Annotated in this window: 13 protein-coding genes and 1 pseudogene; 7 read left to right on the plus strand and 7 right to left on the minus strand. The window is 63.7% G+C overall.

Going from position 1 to position 16,584, the window contains the following annotated elements; all coding sequences use genetic code 11:
• The first annotated feature begins 139 nt into the window (after nucleotides 1-139).
• The 3 genes from K8I04_06310 to K8I04_06320 all read left to right on the plus strand — a co-directional run bounded on the left by K8I04_06310 (nucleotide 140) and on the right by K8I04_06320 (nucleotide 2,700).
• Entirely contained in the window at nucleotides 140-1,129 is a 990-nt protein-coding gene (locus K8I04_06310) for a DNA polymerase III subunit delta' (GenBank protein ID MBZ0071323.1), read from the plus strand.
• Between the two features lie 24 nt (nucleotides 1,130-1,153).
• Nucleotides 1,154-1,513, plus strand: a complete 360-nt coding sequence (locus tag K8I04_06315) for a PilZ domain-containing protein (protein MBZ0071324.1) — start codon at nucleotides 1,154-1,156, stop codon at nucleotides 1,511-1,513.
• Nucleotides 1,514-1,890: 377 nt separating this feature from the next.
• Nucleotides 1,891-2,700 carry a YchF/TatD family DNA exonuclease gene (locus tag K8I04_06320; GenBank protein MBZ0071325.1) on the plus strand — a complete coding sequence of 270 codons (810 nt, stop codon included), beginning with the start codon at nucleotides 1,891-1,893 and terminating at the stop codon, nucleotides 2,698-2,700.
• 135 nt (nucleotides 2,701-2,835) lie between these two features.
• Here K8I04_06320 and K8I04_06325 read toward each other — a convergent pair whose 3' ends face one another.
• The 6 genes from K8I04_06325 to K8I04_06350 form a co-directional block, all read right to left on the minus strand.
• Nucleotides 2,836-3,225, minus strand: a complete 390-nt coding sequence (locus K8I04_06325; protein MBZ0071326.1) for an acyl-CoA thioesterase — start codon at nucleotides 3,223-3,225, stop codon at nucleotides 2,836-2,838.
• Between the two features lie 3 nt (nucleotides 3,226-3,228).
• Nucleotides 3,229-5,046 carry an AMP-binding protein gene (locus K8I04_06330; protein ID MBZ0071327.1) on the minus strand — a complete coding sequence of 606 codons (1,818 nt, stop codon included), beginning with the start codon at nucleotides 5,044-5,046 and terminating at the stop codon, nucleotides 3,229-3,231.
• A 3-nt stretch (nucleotides 5,047-5,049) separates the two neighbouring features.
• Nucleotides 5,050-7,089, minus strand: coding sequence for an enoyl-CoA hydratase/isomerase family protein (locus tag K8I04_06335; GenBank protein ID MBZ0071328.1), 2,040 nt, complete (start codon nucleotides 7,087-7,089; stop codon nucleotides 5,050-5,052).
• Nucleotides 7,086-8,405, minus strand: a complete 1,320-nt coding sequence (locus tag K8I04_06340; protein ID MBZ0071329.1) for an acetyl-CoA C-acetyltransferase — start codon at nucleotides 8,403-8,405, stop codon at nucleotides 7,086-7,088. The genes K8I04_06335 and K8I04_06340 overlap by 4 nt, the downstream gene beginning before the upstream one ends.
• The gene (locus K8I04_06345; protein MBZ0071330.1) at nucleotides 8,357-10,849 is read right to left on the minus strand and encodes an acyl-CoA dehydrogenase; all 2,493 of its coding nucleotides are present in this window, start codon (nucleotides 10,847-10,849) and stop codon (nucleotides 8,357-8,359) included. Before K8I04_06345 ends, K8I04_06340 begins: the two co-directional genes overlap by 49 nt.
• A 148-nt stretch (nucleotides 10,850-10,997) precedes the next feature.
• Nucleotides 10,998-12,143 carry an aminotransferase class V-fold PLP-dependent enzyme gene (locus K8I04_06350; protein MBZ0071331.1) on the minus strand — a complete coding sequence of 382 codons (1,146 nt, stop codon included), beginning with the start codon at nucleotides 12,141-12,143 and terminating at the stop codon, nucleotides 10,998-11,000.
• A 146-nt stretch (nucleotides 12,144-12,289) separates the two neighbouring features.
• Between K8I04_06350 and K8I04_06355 the strand changes: the two genes are divergently transcribed.
• The 4 genes and pseudogenes from K8I04_06355 to K8I04_06370 all read left to right on the plus strand — a co-directional run bounded on the left by K8I04_06355 (nucleotide 12,290) and on the right by K8I04_06370 (nucleotide 15,815).
• Complete coding sequence (locus K8I04_06355; protein ID MBZ0071332.1) at nucleotides 12,290-13,315, plus strand: fructose-bisphosphate aldolase class I; 1,026 nt, start codon at nucleotides 12,290-12,292, stop codon at nucleotides 13,313-13,315.
• Between the two features lie 893 nt (nucleotides 13,316-14,208).
• Nucleotides 14,209-14,298, plus strand: a pseudogene (locus K8I04_06360) (VPLPA-CTERM sorting domain-containing protein).
• Nucleotides 14,299-14,652: 354 nt separating this feature from the next.
• Nucleotides 14,653-15,120: a hypothetical protein gene (locus K8I04_06365; GenBank protein MBZ0071333.1), complete on the plus strand. Its 468-nt coding sequence runs from the start codon at nucleotides 14,653-14,655 to the stop codon at nucleotides 15,118-15,120.
• Nucleotides 15,021-15,815 carry an RES family NAD+ phosphorylase gene (locus K8I04_06370; GenBank protein ID MBZ0071334.1) on the plus strand — a complete coding sequence of 265 codons (795 nt, stop codon included), beginning with the start codon at nucleotides 15,021-15,023 and terminating at the stop codon, nucleotides 15,813-15,815. Before K8I04_06365 ends, K8I04_06370 begins: the two co-directional genes overlap by 100 nt.
• Nucleotides 15,816-16,153: 338 nt before the next feature.
• Here the strand turns inward: K8I04_06370 and K8I04_06375 are convergent.
• Nucleotides 16,154-16,584 (minus strand): hypothetical protein (locus K8I04_06375; GenBank protein ID MBZ0071335.1); only part of this gene is annotated, 431 nt, incomplete at its 5' end.

The raw sequence follows: 16,584 nt of genomic DNA on the forward strand, positions 1-16,584 counted from the left end.
CTTCCGTGTATTTCCGTGTGCTTCCGTGGCTAAAAAGGATTTTCAGGATAAAAATCTTTCGTATGTTTCGTGGCTAACAAGGTCTTGTTCGTGTTTCCCGCACACTTCCGTGGCAAAGGCAGTTTTTGGGTTTATATAAATGATCTACCCCTGGCTTGAACCACACTGGGCGCAACTCCAGGCCCGCAGATCACGCGGCCAGTTGCCGCATGGGATGTTGTTCAGCGGTCCCGCCGGTATCGGCAAACGCCAGCTCGCGACGACCTTCGCTACCGCGCTGCTGTGCCGCCGGCCCGCAGGGGATGGGCAGGCCTGCGGCGCGTGCGAGGCCTGTCGGCTGATTCAGGCGGGCACCCATCCGGACCTTCTCCAGGTGGGTCCGTTGCCGGAGAAGCAGCATATCGTGGTGGATCAGATCCGGGATCTGTGTGCCAGCCTGGCCCTGAAAAGCCATGCCGGTGGCTATCAGGTGGTGATCATCGTACCCGCGGAGCAGATGAACGCTGCCGCGGCCAACAGCCTCCTCAAGACCCTCGAAGAGCCCTCCGCTAATACCCTGCTGATGCTGATCACCGAACAGCCGGGCCGCCTGCCGGCGACGATCCGCAGCCGCTGCCAACAGCTGCGTTTCCCGATCCCGGGCGCCGCTGCCTCTGAACAGTGGCTGGCAGGGCAGGGTGGAGGAGAACACGCGGGCCTGCTGCTACGGCTTGCCGATGGCGCCCCGCTACGCGCCCTGGACCTGGCCCGGCAGGATATCCTGACAGAACGGCGGCGCTGGCTGGAGGAATGGGTGGCGGTCTTGCGCGGGCAATCAACCCCGTCTGCGGTGGCGCAGCGTTGGGTGGGCGATCCCGAGTTGCGGCCGCTATACTGGCTGGGCAGTTTCGTCGCGGACTTGATCCGCTTGTGTAATGGCTCGAAAGACTTCATCAAAAACATTGATCTGGAAGATATTCTTGAGAATACACATAGACTCGTGTCCGAACCGGATCTGCATCTGCGCCTGGAACGGATCCAGCACGCTCGGATCCTGGCGGGGCGGTCGAGTGTCAACCGGCAGCTCTTGCTGGAAGAACTGTTGATTCCCTGGTTTCGGGCGGGACGCCGGCAACGGCACTCCGCCTAGAGAACACGGAAATACACGAGGTACATGATGAATCAACCCATGAAGGGCGCACGACAGGGGATCCTTTCTCTGACGATCAAGGACAAGGGGGCCCTGTACGCGGCCTACATGCCTTTCGTGAAGAATGGCGGCTTGTTCATCCCCACCAACAAGGTCTATCAGCTCGGTGACGAGGTGTTCATGCTCCTCACCCTGATGGAGGAGACCGACAAGCTCCCGGTCGCCGGCAAGATTGTCTGGATCACCCCGAAGGGCGCCCAGGGCAGCCGCGCGGCCGGCATCGGCGTGCAGTTCAGCGATCAGGACGGCGGCAACGCCCGACGCAAGATCGAGACCTACCTCGCGGGCGCCCTGCAGGCCGAAAGACCGACCCACACGATGTGAATCCTCTGGCCTGGCCGGGGTAATTATTCCAAAAAAGCACAGTTGCCACGGAAGCGTGCGGGAAACACGCACAAGACCTTGTCAGCCACGAAACATACGAAAGATTTTTATTCTGAAAACCCTTTTTTAGCCATGGAAGCACACGGAAATACACGGAAGATGGGGATGCGGTGGATTTTTACATTCCGTGTATTTCCGTGTGCTTCCGTGGCAAATGAAGTTCTTCATCCTGATAAGCATTTCCGTGGCCAATAAGATTCCGTCCGTGTACTTCCGTGGCTGAGATGAGTTTTTCAGGATGATTCATCCGGAGATGGTTGGCAGGCCGTTCCGGGTTCCGTAAGCTGGCGGCCCTGCATACCACTGCTGCGATACCGATGCTCGTCGACTCCCATTGTCATCTCGACCGCCTGGACTTCAGCCAGACCCCGGACGGACTGGCCGGCGCCCTGCGTGAGGCGCATGCCGTCGGTGTCGAGCATTTTCTCTGCGTCGCGATAAACCTTGACGCCTATCCGGCCATGCGCGCGCTGGTGGACCCTTTCCCTGAAGTCGCCGTCTCGGTGGGCGTGCATCCGACCGGCGGGGACGGGCAGGCCACCGATCCCGAGACACTGGCCGTGCTGGCCTCCGATCCGCAGGTGGTGGCACTCGGCGAGACCGGGCTCGATTACTACTACGGGGCCGAGCACAAACAGCACCAGCAGGCCGAGTTCCGCACCCATGTCCAGGTGGCACACCAAGTCGGTAAACCCCTCATCGTGCATACCCGCGACGCGCGTGCCGATACGCTGAGCATCCTGCGGGAGGAGGGTGCAGCCGACGTCGGTGGGGTGATGCACTGCTTCACCGAGGATTGGGACACCGCCCGGGCGGCCCTGGATCTCGGTTTTTATATCTCCTTTTCCGGCATCGTCACCTTCCGTAACGCCGACGCCCTGCGTGCGGTCGCGCAAAAGGTGCCCGCCGACCGCCTGCTGGTGGAGACCGATTCCCCCTACCTGGCCCCGGTACCCAAGCGCGGCCGTCCCAACCAACCGGCCTACGTCCGCTATGTGGCCGAATTCATGGCCGAGCTGTGCAAGGAACCGTTCGAGGAATTGGCCCGGACGACCACCGAGAATTACTTCCGGTTGTTCGGCCACCCCTCCTCCTTGCGGAGCACGACTCGCTTGCCTGCGCGCTAGGCAGCGGATTGCCCCACTATCTGCAGTTCCAGGATAGGATGTTTGCCTCGATCAGGGAGTACACAGCGTTGTTTGTGTGCTTGAGAGGCAACTGCTGGGCGTGATTCTGCAACACAGACTCACGGTACCTTTATCTCATAGCGGCGGTACCGGCCGCGGCCGGCGTGCCTCATCGATGGCGACGTAGGTGACGCGTGCCTCCGTGACCTTCAGGTGCTGAATCCCGTCCCAGTCACGTTCGGCGAAGACCTCCACCTGCACGGTGATGGAGGTACGTCCCACCCGGATCACCTCAGCGTAGCAACTGATGAGGTCGCCCACCAGCACCGGCTGATGGAACTGCAGCGAATCGACCGCGACGGTGACGACCCGGCCCTGGGCGCGCCGATAGGCCGCGATGCTGCCGGCGATGTCCACCTGGGACATGATCCAGCCGCCGAAGATATCGCCGCCGGCATTGGTGTCCGCCGGCCGCGCGACGAGCCGGATGGTGGGCTGGCGATCATCCCTCGAGGCCGTCGTCATCGCTCAATGGCCGGCGTACAGCCGCTCGATGTCGTCGCGGCAGTGCTCGAGCACCCGCGCACGGCGCAGTTTCAAAGTCGGGGTCATCAAGTCGGCGTCTACGCTCCACGGTTCGCGGTAACAGGCCACCCGGCGGATCTGCGCGTAGCCGGGAAATTCGCGGATGCACTCGGCCACACGGCGCAGCACCGCGGCGCAGACGCGCTCGTCGTTGAGGGCGTCTTCTGCCTCCGGGTCGAGCCCCAGGCGCGCGGCCTCCAGCGGCCAGCGTTCCGCATTGAACACGATCAGCGCACTGAGAAACGGTCGGTTGTCGCCGATCACCATGACCTGCTCGAACCAGGGGTCCATCAGAATGGCCATTTCCATGTCGGCGGGCGGGACCTTCTCGCCGTTGGCCAGCACCAGGATCTCCTTGAGCCGGCCGGTGATGAAGACATGCCGCTGGTCATCGATGCGTACCTGGTCGCCAGTGTGCAACCAACCCTCGGCATCGATCATCGCCGCGGTCGCCCCGGCATCATCCCAGTAGCCCACCATGACGCCCGGACTGCGGACCAGGAGTTCATCCTCCGCACCGATGCGCACCTCCACGTCGGCCAGCGGCGTCCCCACGCTGAACGGCTGATTGTCCTCGATGCTGTTGGCGGCGAGCACCGGGCTGGTCTCCGTCAGTCCATAGCCTTGCACCAGCGGCAGGCCCAGGCCGATGAACAGACGGGCGATGGCGGGAGGCAGCGGTGCGCCGCCGCAGACCGCAAACCGCAACCGGCCGCCGAGCCTGGCCATGACCTTCGCAGCCACCAGCTTGTTCAGCAGAGGCCACAGCAGCAGGCCAGCACTGCGCGCGGCACGACCCTGCTGGCACTCGAAGCGCTGCCAACCGATATCGGCAGCGGTGGTGAACAAGCGGCGTGCCAGTGGCGTTTTCTTCGTCAGGCCGGCCTGGATCTTGTTGTAGATGCGCTCGAAGATGCGCGGTACGGACACCAGGATGGTCGGTCGAATGGTGAGGAGGTCCGTGGCGAGTTCCGGTATGGAACGGTTGTAGGCGATGGTTGCGCCGCACATCATGGGCACGTAATAGCCCACGGTCCGCTCGAAGGTATGCGACAGCGGCAGAAACGACAGAAACAGATCATCCGGATACACACTGATCTTGAGTTGTGCCGCGTAGGCATTCCAGAGGATGTTGCGGTGACTGAGCATGACGCCCTTCGGGCGCCCCGTGGTCCCGGATGTGTAGACGATCGTGGCCAGGGCATCCCCCCCGCCGTCCTCCACCTGCAATGCATAGTCACCGGCGGGCAGCCATGCGTCCAGCGACAGCAGGCGGGGATCGCTCGCATCCGGCACCGGCGTGACGCTGACGATACGCAGCAGAAAACCGAGCTGATCGCGCACCTGCGCGATGCGTGCCCAATGGTCTTTGCCACCGATGAGCAGCAGCCGCGCGCCGGCATTCTGCAGGATATAGGCGATATTCTCCGGTCGATCGTCGGTGTACAGGGGGACCACCACCAGGCCCATACCTGCTGCCGCCTGATCGAACATGACCCACTCGCGGCAGTTGCGCAGCATGACCGCCACGCGGTCGCCGCGCTCCAGGCCCTCGCGCACCAAGGCCGCCTGCCAACGCGCCACCATCTGCCCCAGTTCACCCCAGCGCATATCCTCCCACTGCTGTGTCTGTGGATTGAACTGGCGGTAGGCCACCGCATCGGGGCTGCGCCGCACCCGCTCGCGCAACAGGCCGGCGAGCGTCTGCGCCTGCTCGGGGAGAATGATGTCGGTCGATCGACCGGCGGAGTGATTGGACATAGGCTATTCCGTGTTGTCGTTCCATCCCAGGTCCGGAGTAAAGCGCGAACCGTAGCGCGTGGTCAATTCCTGCAGTCTCCGGTAGAGCGTCATCTCGCCTTGCGTATGGACATGGTGCAGTGGCCCGCCGCGGAACGGCGCGAAACCGGTCCCGAAGATCATGCCGGCATCGAGCAGGTCCGCATCCGCGACCACAGCTTCACGCAGACAGGCCTGCGCCTCGTTCAGCAGACGCAGCACCATCCGGTCCGTCAGGTCGGGCGGTGTACGATAGTCGGCGTCAGGGCGGGGCTTGACGGGTTTGCCCTTGCGCCAGGGATAAAAGCCGATCCCGCTCTTGCGGCCGAGACGCCCCTCCGTGACCAGTTCCTCCAGGCGTTCGGGCAACTCGACAGGCCCATCCGCGGACAGGATCCGCGCCACGTGCAGACAGACATCCAGGCCGACGGTGTCGGCCAGTTCGATCGGTCCCATAGGCATGCCGAATTCCACCGCCGCCCGGTCGATGAGCGTGGCCGGTACACCCTCGGTCTCGAGCAGCACGGCCTCCAGCAGATAGGGCATGAGCACGCGGTTGACCAGAAACCCCGGTGTGCTGGTCACCGGCAAGGGCAGCCGGTCGATGGCACGCGTGAAGGCCATGGCCTGCTGCACGGCCTGTTCCGAGCTGTTGTTGCCACGGACGATCTCGACCAGTTGCATCTTGGCCACCGGGTTGAAGAAGTGCAGGCCGACCAGGCGTTCCGGGCGTTCCAATGCCGGGGCGAGTTCCTCGAGCGGGATACTCGACGTATTGCTCGCCAGCAGGGCATCGGCCCGCAGCCGCGGCTCGAGGTCGCGGTAGAGCGTCTGTTTGACCTCGATGTCTTCGAAGACGGCCTCGATGACCAGATCGGCGCGCGCCACGCAGCGCCCGCGATGGTCGGGGATCAATCGGTCCCAGGCCGCGGTAATGCGTCGCGGATCCTTGAATTTGCGCGCATAGAGCTGCGCTGCCCGCCCCATCGCCGGGGCAATGCGCTCCGGTGTCTGATCCTGCAGCGACACTGTGAGGCCGGACAACGCACACCAGGCGGCGATGTCGCCCCCCATGACGCCGGCACCGATCACATGCACATGCCGGATGCCGCTGTCGGTCGCGCGTGCCAGCGCCTTGAGGCGCTCCTGCAGGGAAAATACCCGGACGAGATTCTGGGCAGTCGGCCCGATGATGAGATCCGCCACCGACGCCGCTTCGGCATCGAGCATGCCGCGTGGATCGTCCGCATGCCGGTGCCATACATCGATCAGTGCATACGGCGCCGGATAGTGATCGCGGCGCGCACGCTGTGCGACCCGGCGTTGCAGCATGGACGCGAGCAGCGGCCGGGCCCAGGCATGGTTGGACAGGCGATCCAGTCGTGCCGGGCGGTGCGGGGCCGGCAGATCGAGCAAGGTCTGCCGTGCGGCGGTCTGCAGGTGCCGCTCCGGCACGGCGTAGTCGACCAGCCCCAGACGCCGCGCCTGCCGCGCCGAGACGCTGCGGCCGCTCAGCATCAGGTCCAGGGCCTTCAGGCCGCCCAGCAGGCGCACCGCGCGCAGGCTGCCGCCAAATCCCGGATGGATACCGAGGCGCACCTCGGGCAGCCCCAGTCGCGTGCCATCGTCCTCGCGGGCGATGCGGTAGCGGCAGGCCAGCGCCAGTTCCAGTCCGCCGCCGAGACAGAAACCGTGGATCAGCGCGAGGGTGGGGAAGGGCAGGGCGTCGAGACGGTCGAAGATGCCCTGCCCCCGCTGAATCAGTGCCAGGGCCTGCTCCCGGGATTCCAGCGACGTGAAGGCATGCACATCCGCCCCGGCGATGAAGCCGTTGGTCTTGCCGGAACGGATTACCAGTCCGCGCGGTGGGCTGTGCTCGAGCTGTTCGAGAAGCGCAACGAGCTGATCGAGCACCTCCTCGGTCAGCACGTTGGTGCTGGCATCCTGTCGGTCGAGCGTCAGCCAGGCCAGTCCGTCGGCATCGGTGTCGAGCTGCCAGTGCGTTGGAGTGTGAGGATCGTTCATACCCCACCCCCGACGTTTTCCACCAGGAGGGCGCCGCCCTGTCCACCGCCGATGCACAGGCTGGCGATGCCCCGCCGCGCGTTATGCCGGCGCAGGACATGGATGAGATGCAAGGTGATGCGCGCGCCGCTGGCGCCGACCGGATGGCCGAGGCTCATACCCCCGCCATCGATATTCAGCCGGGCCCGATCGATGGGCGCGAAGGGTGCCTCACGGGCGAACTGCTCGCGGCAATACGCGGCATCGTTCCACGCCGCCAGGCAGGCCAGCACCTGGGCCGCAAAGGCCTCGTTGATCTCCCAGTAGTCGATGTCGCCGCTGTCATACCCATGCCGCATGAGCAGGGGCGCCATCGCATGCACCGGGCCCAACCCCATCTGGGCCGGATCGAGCCCCGCCCATTCGCTGTCGACCAAGCGCGCCAGCACCGGCAATCCATGGCGTTGAACCGCCTCCTCGGACGCGAGGATGAGCCAGGCCGCACCGTCGGTCACCTGCGCACTGTTGCCGGCCGTGACCTTGCCGAACGGCCGGTCGAACACCGGCTTGAGCCTTCCGAGCGCGGCCATGTCCGTCTCGCGGCGCAGCCCGTCATCGGCACCGTAGCAGGTACCGTCCCGGGCGTAGATGACTTCGATCTCGTCGAGATGACCCTGGTCCTGGGCGGCCGCCAACCGCTGATGGCTGGCCAGGGCGTATGCGTCCATCTGTTCGCGGCCGATGTCGAAGCGGTGGGCGAGGATCTCGGCCGTCTGGCCCATGGAGAGACCGACCACGGGATCCGTCAGCCCACGGAGCAGCCCGATGACGGGCGTGAAGTACGCCGGGCGCAGTCGCGCGAGTGCCTTGGCGCGGGCGGCCATGCCCTTGGCGCGGGACCAGCCGGCGAGCCAGGCCACCATGGCGTTGCCGAGCAGTACCGGTGCATGGCTCATGGCCTCGATGCCACCGGCGAGCACCAGCTCGGCGCGGCCACTGCCGATATTGCGCGCCGCGCTGTCGAGGGCCTGCATGCCCGAGGCGCAATTGCGCTGCACCGTGAAGGCAGGGACGCGTTCGCCGCAGCCAAGACGCAGCGCCACGACGCGGGTGATGTTGGCCTCGTCCGGGCCCGGCATGACACAGCCCGCGATCACTTCATCGAAGGCGGTCGGCGCAAACGGCTGCCGGAGCAGCAGGCTGCGGGCGGCCTGGGTGGCCAGTTCGGCCGCGCTGAACGGCCCCGGCACACCACGCGCCTTGAGACAGGGCGTGCGTGCGCCATCGACTACATAGACCGGGCGGCCGAAGCCGTATCCTGCGGGTCGCTGTTCCATGGTGACATCTCCGGGCTGAGGTATTCCGGCGGAAAATCATCGACTGCGATGACCTGGCGGCGCACCGCGATGGCCGCTTGCACGATCGTGGCCTCGTCGGCGTTGACGAGGCCGGCCTGCACCGCGGCATCGACACTCGCTTCGGGATCTCCGGGGGGCAGCCGCCCCGCGCGCATGGCAGCGCGGATGCGCACGAGTATGGGCTCGGCCGCCAGGGTCTGCACCAGCGCATCCTCCAGGCGGATCAGAGGATCGAGTGGATCCGTCGGCACGAACAGGCCACGCGTCAGACGCTCGCGGACCTCGCCGGGTTGCAGAATCGAGGCCGCGACGGCGTCCGTGAGCCGGTCGCTCGGGCGCTGATAGGGCCGGCCGAATGGAAAGGCCCAGAGCCGCAGGAGATGGGCGACGGCCCGCGACGGAAAGTTCTCCAGCAACGCGAGCAGGCTCTGCTGCATGTCGAACAGGCAGGTCTGGCAACTCCAGTCCAGCAAGGCATGATCACCCGCCGGCGCGCCCTGGTCATGAAATCGTTTCAGTGCGGCCGAGCCCAGATAGAGAAAACTCAGCCCATCCCCCAGCCGCGCGGAGAGGCGCTCCCGGCGCTTCAGATCGCCGCCCAGTAGCAACATGGACACATCGGCGAACAGGGCGAACACCGTGCTCATACGGCCGAACTCACGATACCATTTCGTTGCATGGTTTTTATCAGGCGCCCGGACCAGGCGCGCGCCGGTCAGGCCATGCCAGAGGGTGCGACTGGCATTGCTGAGCAGCAGCCGTGCATGGCCGAACAGGGCGCGGTCGAAATTGCGCACGCCGCGGACGGGATCGGCATCCGCGGCGGCCTGGATCTCCTGCAGTACATAGGGATGACAGCGCAGCGCGCCCTGACCAAAAATAATCAAGTTGCGGGTGAGGATGTTCGCGCCCTCGACGGTGATGCTGATGGGCAGGGCCTGGTAGACCCGGCCGAGGAAATTGCGCGGTCCCAGGCAGATCCCACTGCCGCCCTGCACGTCCATGGCATCGTTGATGAGGCTGCGCATGCGTTCGGTGAGATGATACTTGACGATGGCGGAGGCGACCGACGGGCGTTCGCCGAGATCCACGGCCGTACAGGTCAGTTCCCGCGCGGCATCCATCAGATAGGTGTTGCCGGCGATCCGCGCCAGCGGCTCGCGCACGCCCTCGAAGCGGCCGATCGGCAGCTTGAACTGCTTGCGCACCGCGGCGTAGGCGCCGGTCGCCCGGCTGGCGAGTTTGCCGGCGCCCGTGCTCAACGCCGGCAGGGAGATCGAGCGGCCATCGGCCAGACACTCCATCAGCATGATCCAGCCCTGGCCGATGCGTTCCGGCCCCCCGATGATCCAATTCAGCGGGATGAATACATTGTGCCCCTGCGTGGGACCGTTCTGGAACGCCGCGTTCAGCGGGAAATGCCGACGCCCGATGCGAATACCCGGCGTGTCGGTGGGGATCAGTGCCAGCGTGATGCCGAGTTCCTCGCGTTCCCCCAGCAGATGATCGGGATCGTAGAGCTTGAAGGCGAGGCCCAGCACCGTCGCCACCGGTCCCAGGGTGATATAGCGCTTGTCCCAATCGAGACGAATGCCCAGCACATCCGGACGCCCCTGAAACTCACCGCGGCAGACACTGCCCGTATCCGGCATCGCGCCGGCATCCGAGCCGGCCTCGGGCCCGGTCAGCGCAAAGCAGGGCACCTCCTGGCCGCGCGCCAGGCGTGGCAGATAATGTTCCTTCTGCGCGTCGGTGCCGTAGTGGAGCAGGAGCTTGGCCGGTCCCAGCGAGTTGGGCACCATCACGGTGACGGCCGCAGTAATGCTGCGGCTGGCGATCTTCATCACCACATCGGAATGCGCCAGCGCACTGAACTCCAGGCCGCCGTAGCGGCGTGGGATGATCATGCCGAAGAAACCGTTGTCCTTGATGAACTGCCACACCGGCGGTGGCAGGTCGTGCAGTTCATGGGTGATCTGCCAGTCATCCAGCATGCGGCAGAGTGCATCGACCGGACCGTCGATGAACGCCTGCTCCTGCGCGTTGCGAACCGGGGCGGGAAACCCGAGCAGACGCTGCCAGTCCGGGGCGCCGCTGAAGAGATCCCCGTCCCACCAGACCGTGCCGGCCTCCAGCGCCTGCCGCTCGGTGATCGACATCTCGGGGCTGACGCGCGCGAACCAGGACCGCAGATGTCCGCTGATGAAGCGCCGTCGCAAGGGGGGGATGCCGAGCAGACAGGCCACGGGCAGGAAGGCGACCCACGCGAAGGTGAGCAGCACGGCATTGCCATCACGCCACAGGCCCCAGCTCAGCAGGTAGAGCGCGCCCGCCGTCAGCCAGACCCACCCGGGCACACGCCAGGCGGCGAGTCCCCAGACGCATCCGAGCAGCAGTGCGAATTCGACAGCGACGGGCAGCATAGCGAACCTCCTACACTGACGAGGTCGTTACGAGCGTTGAACCTGCCACCGACCGTAAGGGAGTTGCGACCCACGTCTGTGAGTGTGCCTATAGTTTTTAGCAGGGCACAAGTGGTGGTGCTGAGCAGGCCGGCGGCCAGGGTGTGGTTCAGAGCAGTGCCAGCGCCCGGTCCAGATGCGCGCGTGGGGTGTGGAAATGAGGTGAGAAGCGCAGGGCGCCCGAGCGCAGAGAGCACACCACGCCGGCCGCCTGCAGCCGCCCGTGGATCTCCGCGGCATCCCGCTGGCGGGGCCTGAAACTGACGATGCCGGCATGGGCCGCCGCGGCGGCTGGGGTCAGCAGGTTATACTCTTTTTTATTATTATTAATATAATCAATCGAATAAGATGTATTACTAAAAATTATCTCAGCTATTGCATCGCCCCCCACGTCCGCCAGCAAGCCCAGACTGGCCTCCAGACCGTGGATGCCCAGCATGTTGGGACTGCCGCATTCGAAGCGGCGTGCCGAGCTTGCCGGCACCCAGTCCTGGCGGGAGAAATCCCCCATGTGTTCGACCATATGCCAGCCGAACTGTCGCAGGCGTAACCGCTCCAGCAGCTCGCGCCGGCAGTAGAACAAGGCCAGGCCTTCGGGGCCCAACAGCCACTTGTGACCATCGGCGACCACGAAGTCGGCGCGGGCGGCGCGCACGTCCAGCGGCAACGCCCCGAGGCCTTGAATGGCGTCGATGCAGAACAGGACCTCGGCGGCCTCGCAGGCCCGGCCGAGCCGGGTCAGATCCACCCGCAGGCCGGTGTCGTACTGGACCCAGCTGACCGACAGCAGGCGGGTCCGGGCGTCGATGGCCGCGAGCAAGGCCGCCTCCGGATCGTCCGTGGCGTACAGATCGACCGCCCGGACCTGGACACCGTAGCCATCCAGTGATTCCCAGACGATGCGATTGGATGGGAACTCCTGTGCCGGGATGACCACGTTGTCGCCAGACCGCCAATCCAATCCGTGGGCGATGACCGAGAGACCCTCGGAGGTGCTCTTGAGCAAGGCGATCTCATCGCTCGAGCGGGCGTGGATCAGCTCCTGCAGCCGTTGCCGCAAACGCTGTTCGACCTCCATCCAGGCGGGATAGTGCTGCGCGCCACGACTGCGGTTTTCGGCGGCGAACGCCATGACGGCCGCCGCCGTGCGCACCGGCCAGGGCGCGACGGCCGCATGGTTCAGGTAGGTGACGTCCGGGTCCAGAGAGAATTCCTGGCTGAAGTCCATGCTGTACACCTGCGTGCCCGTGGACATAAACGGGCTATAGTGAAAAAGGTCGAGGGCGGGTCGGTCGATGGCCTGGTTCCGCGACCCTGAGCATGTCACACCCGTCGGGTTTTTTAAAACAGTTCCCACCAGAGATCCGATTTGATATTCAAGCCGCAAAGAGGACGCTCGTTATGAAACTTCAAGATCAGCTGCAGGCAACGGTCGAGGCGATGGTACAGAAGGGTAAAGGTATCCTGGCTGTCGATGAAAGCAGCCCGACGATCGCGAAACGCTTCAAGGCGATCGGGGTGGAATCGACCGAGGAGAATCGCCGCAGTTACCGCAGCATGATATTGGCGACACCGGGTCTTGGTGAATTTATCAGTGGCATCATCCTGTTTGAAGAAACCCTCGGGCAAAAAGCGGATGACGGTACAGCGCTGCCGGCGCTCGCCATGCAACAAGGCATCGTGCCAGGCATCAAGGTCGACAAGGGTAAACTCGCGCTGGCCAACGCGCCCGGAGATGAAATCACCGAGGGCCTGGATGGTCTGGCACAGCGTCTGGAGGGCTACAAGAAGCAGGGCGCCCGATTTGCCAAATGGCGCGATGTGTACCACATCTCCGCAACCACCCCGAGTCGCCTGGCCGTCGAGGCCAATGCCGAGGTCCTGGCCCGTTATGCCGCCGTCTGTCAGACACTGGGCATTGTGCCTATCGTTGAACCGGAAGTGCTCATCGATGGCGATCACAGCATCGACCGGTGCGCTGAAGTCACCGCAGCGGTGCTGCATGAGGTATTTCATGCACTACACCGCCATCACGTGGTCCTGGAGCACATGCTGCTGAAGCCCAACATGGTGATCCCGGGTAAAACGCACGCCCAGAAGGCCAGCCCGGAGGAGGTGGCAGAGCGGACGGTCAGGGTGTTGCGGCGTACCGTACCGGCGGCCGTTCCCAGCATCAATTTTCTGTCCGGTGGGCTGACACCGGAGGAGGCGACCGCCAACCTCAATGCCATGAACTGTCTGCCACCGCAACCCTGGGAACTGAGCTTTTCTTATGGCCGCGCATTGCAGCAGCCCGCCTTACAGGCCTGGAAAGGCGATGCAGGCAATGCCGCCAGCACCCAGGCCGCACTCTATCGACGCGCCAAACTTAACGGTGCAGCACGTCATGGCAACTACAGCGCCGTGATGGAGTCCGTGCAGGAGTGAAAACCCGGTGAGCAGGCGTGCTTGTGCGTGCTGCGCCATGACGGCACTTCCAGACTCGATTGCTTAATTACGTTCAGGCACAAATGTATCGGGTTTCTTTACAAATGTGTCGGATTGCTTTACAGATAATTTTAAAGAAAAGCTCTCCATCCTCCTAAGGCGCTGATAGCTAACGAATACAAGAAGCGGTACGAGAATTGCTACCCGTGTTAAAGCTTCCAACAAGCAATAGAAATACATACTCCTGAGGGTCACCACGAATGAATAAGAAAGTTCACCGTACGGCATTTCTACCCTTCGCTGCATCGCTGACACTGGGACTCCTGTCTCAGGCGGCGACCGCCGCAACGATGTCTACCAGCGTCACCATCCCGGTGACTGCAGGCAGTGGTTATTCCGTGACTCCGGCCACGGGGTTGGCTCAGTTTGATCCGGCCAATGGAACACTGACTGGCATTGCATTGGGTCTCGATATCAGCAGTTACGACCTGACACTCAGTCTCAACGGTTGGGATGACCCCGAAACCGGCGCCCAGTTTCAGTACACATACCTGTCCGCGCAGATATCAATCGATGCAGCAACTCCCGGCGGCGGCGGTCTGCTTTTCTCGTCGACCGTGGTTGGTGACGTAATTTTTGATGAGTTTGACACCATCAACGTATCCGGGTCATCCGGCGGACCGGAGATTGAGGACGCGACTACACGTTTGTCGGATGCGAGCCTCTTCACAAACTTCATTGGTACCGGCGATGTTTCAATACTGAGTCTGGGTATCTACAGTTTCGGCTACCCGCGTATGGTCACGCTGGATGACGGGACGTCCGTAGGTGGTGATCCGTACATAGACAACTTCAACGTCGGGCCGTCCATATTGACTATCGACTACACCTATACGCCGACCGCCGTGCCCGTACCAGCCGCCATCTGGCTGCTGGGTTCCGGGCTATTGGGGTTGGCAGGCTTCAAACGCAGGACGGTCTGACCACAAGACCCCGAATCAGCGCATCCATCGGCGGTGTCATCGTTTTCGGTGGCACCGGCCGGCTGGTGCACCGATCGTCAAACGGCTTCTGGCAGGCGGTGAGTCCATCACGGCACTCAGAAGGCCATCCTGACCACCGACCTCTCGATCCTCGGCAAAGTAGGGTGCGACGACCTGGCGATCCTCACGCTGGATGGCATCGATAATCCAACACGCCCAAACCGCATTTATCACGCCTACGCCCCGCCTTGAATACCCGCGGCAATCCCCAGTTTCAGGGCATTGCCGGCACGCTTGCATTAATTCGGTAACGAACTATCATAAGAATATAGTTCTTTATCGGAGACAAGAGCCATGCCATCGGCCAGCCAGACGGGGGAAGATATCTTTCCGGAAGCCATTCTTGAGAACGAGCACATTTCGCGCGAAGAGGAAGCCGAGGCGCTGATCAAGGCCTTCTTTACGATTGCGGAGGAGTGGGGCCTTACGCCAGACGATGCGCGCGCCCTGCTGGGCAATCCGGGGAAGACGCGCTTCTACGAGTTGCGCAAAGGTGCAGAGCGTACCGTCCACGGATTGTCTGACGACGAGCTCGATCGGCTGGCGTATATCACCGGCATCTATTATTCCCTCGGCATCCTTTTCTCACCGGAGAACATGTTGCGGTGGTTGTGCAATCCCGCCCAGACCAGTGATCAGACCAGTGATGGGCGGATACGGCCATGGGGTATGGGGGCGCCCTTGGAGCACTTGCGGGTGGGCAAGATGGAACATCTCATCGATGTCTACCGGTACGTGAATGGCTTGCGGGGCAATCTTTGAAGCCCACGCTGCCGCCCAGGCGCAGCCTGTCCTGGAGGGCACAATACCGTATCATCCCGACCCTGTACCCGCCGGTTGATCTGTTCGAACGCACCGACCTGACGGAGCGACAGAAGCGGGCCGTATTTCATGCACAACGGCGCATCAATCCCCGCTTGCGACAAGCGGCGGGAGGCCTCGACCTCGTACGCCGCGGCGATAGGGTCCACGGCAGCAACGCATCGGTCGTCATGGCACCGTTTGCCCATCTCGGCTATACGACCCGTTTCTCCGATGGAAGCTACGGCGTCTATTACGCGGCGCGGACATTGGAAACGGCGATCCGGGAAACCGTCTATCACACGGAGCGCGAGGCACGGATAGCCGGCCTGGCGCCGCAAGCGTTCCACCGGCGGGTGTTTATCGGCAAGGTCTCGAAGGCGATGTACGACGTGCGGGCACCGCGATATGCCGATCTGCATCAGCCCGATACGGATGTGCCGGCACAAGCCTTTGCACGCTGGCTGCTTTCCGTCGATCGGGATGCCTGGGGCATTGTGTATCACAGCGTGCGCCATCCCGGCGGCGATTGCATCGCCGCATTCCGGCCAACCGCCGTCTCACTGCCAACCCAGGGGCCACATCTTTTTTACACCTGGGACGGCCACAAAATCACCGATGTCTACGAACAGACGGCTCCGATCCTGAGTTTTTGATTGTCTGCTGGTCAGTCAGGCGCGCTGCTGCATGCAATGCCGGCTGGGTGGTCAAATTGCCCAGGAAGGCGCCCGACAGGATGTGGCTGTCGTAGCTCATTTTCCGGGGTCTCGTGCGGATTCAGCCCCGGATCGTACTTCGCATAATGTATAGAATTTTCTGTCATATAGCCCACCTTGTAGCAGAGATAAGGAAGGATTGGTACCCAGGACGCTTGCCCCCGTGGGCCCACCGCCGCCGCTTCGCGGCCCCGGCCTTGGCCCCCTCGGCCTAGGGGGCCGGGGGCCGTGCCGGGCTACGGGCCGTGGACTACGTGGACAAGCACAGCGGCGCGGAGTCACGAAGACAGCCTCACGGGCCGGGTGATCTGGAGCAGGAAGGGCACCACGAAGGCGTCACGGGTAGACCGGCGGGAGACCAGGGGGAGGCAGCCAGGCGGGGCCGGGGGCGCAGCAGGAGGAAACAGGAGCACGTCCGCCCAGAGGTCCTCGAGGTCTGTCCTGAGCCCCAGGATACGGCCCCGGGTGCCGACCGGGAGGCCCGCCGAGGGGGCTATGATCTCGAACCCAGCCCCCGGAAGCTCCAGCAGCCGGTAGGGATTGGCCAGGATCGCGGCCACCGGGTCAGCCGCCCCGAACCAGCCGCCAACCGCCTGAGGGGCTGAGAGTTTATCCAAGTGTTCAACCGGCGGGGTCCCCTCGGCTACGCCGTCCCCACCGCGGGTGAACGTGGTCTCTGTTCTTAAGTGTTCCCTATTCAAGTCTAGGG

The organism is Gammaproteobacteria bacterium (assembly GCA_019911805.1).
In the GTDB taxonomy this organism is placed as follows: domain Bacteria; phylum Pseudomonadota; class Gammaproteobacteria; order Thiohalobacterales; family Thiohalobacteraceae; genus JAHJQQ01.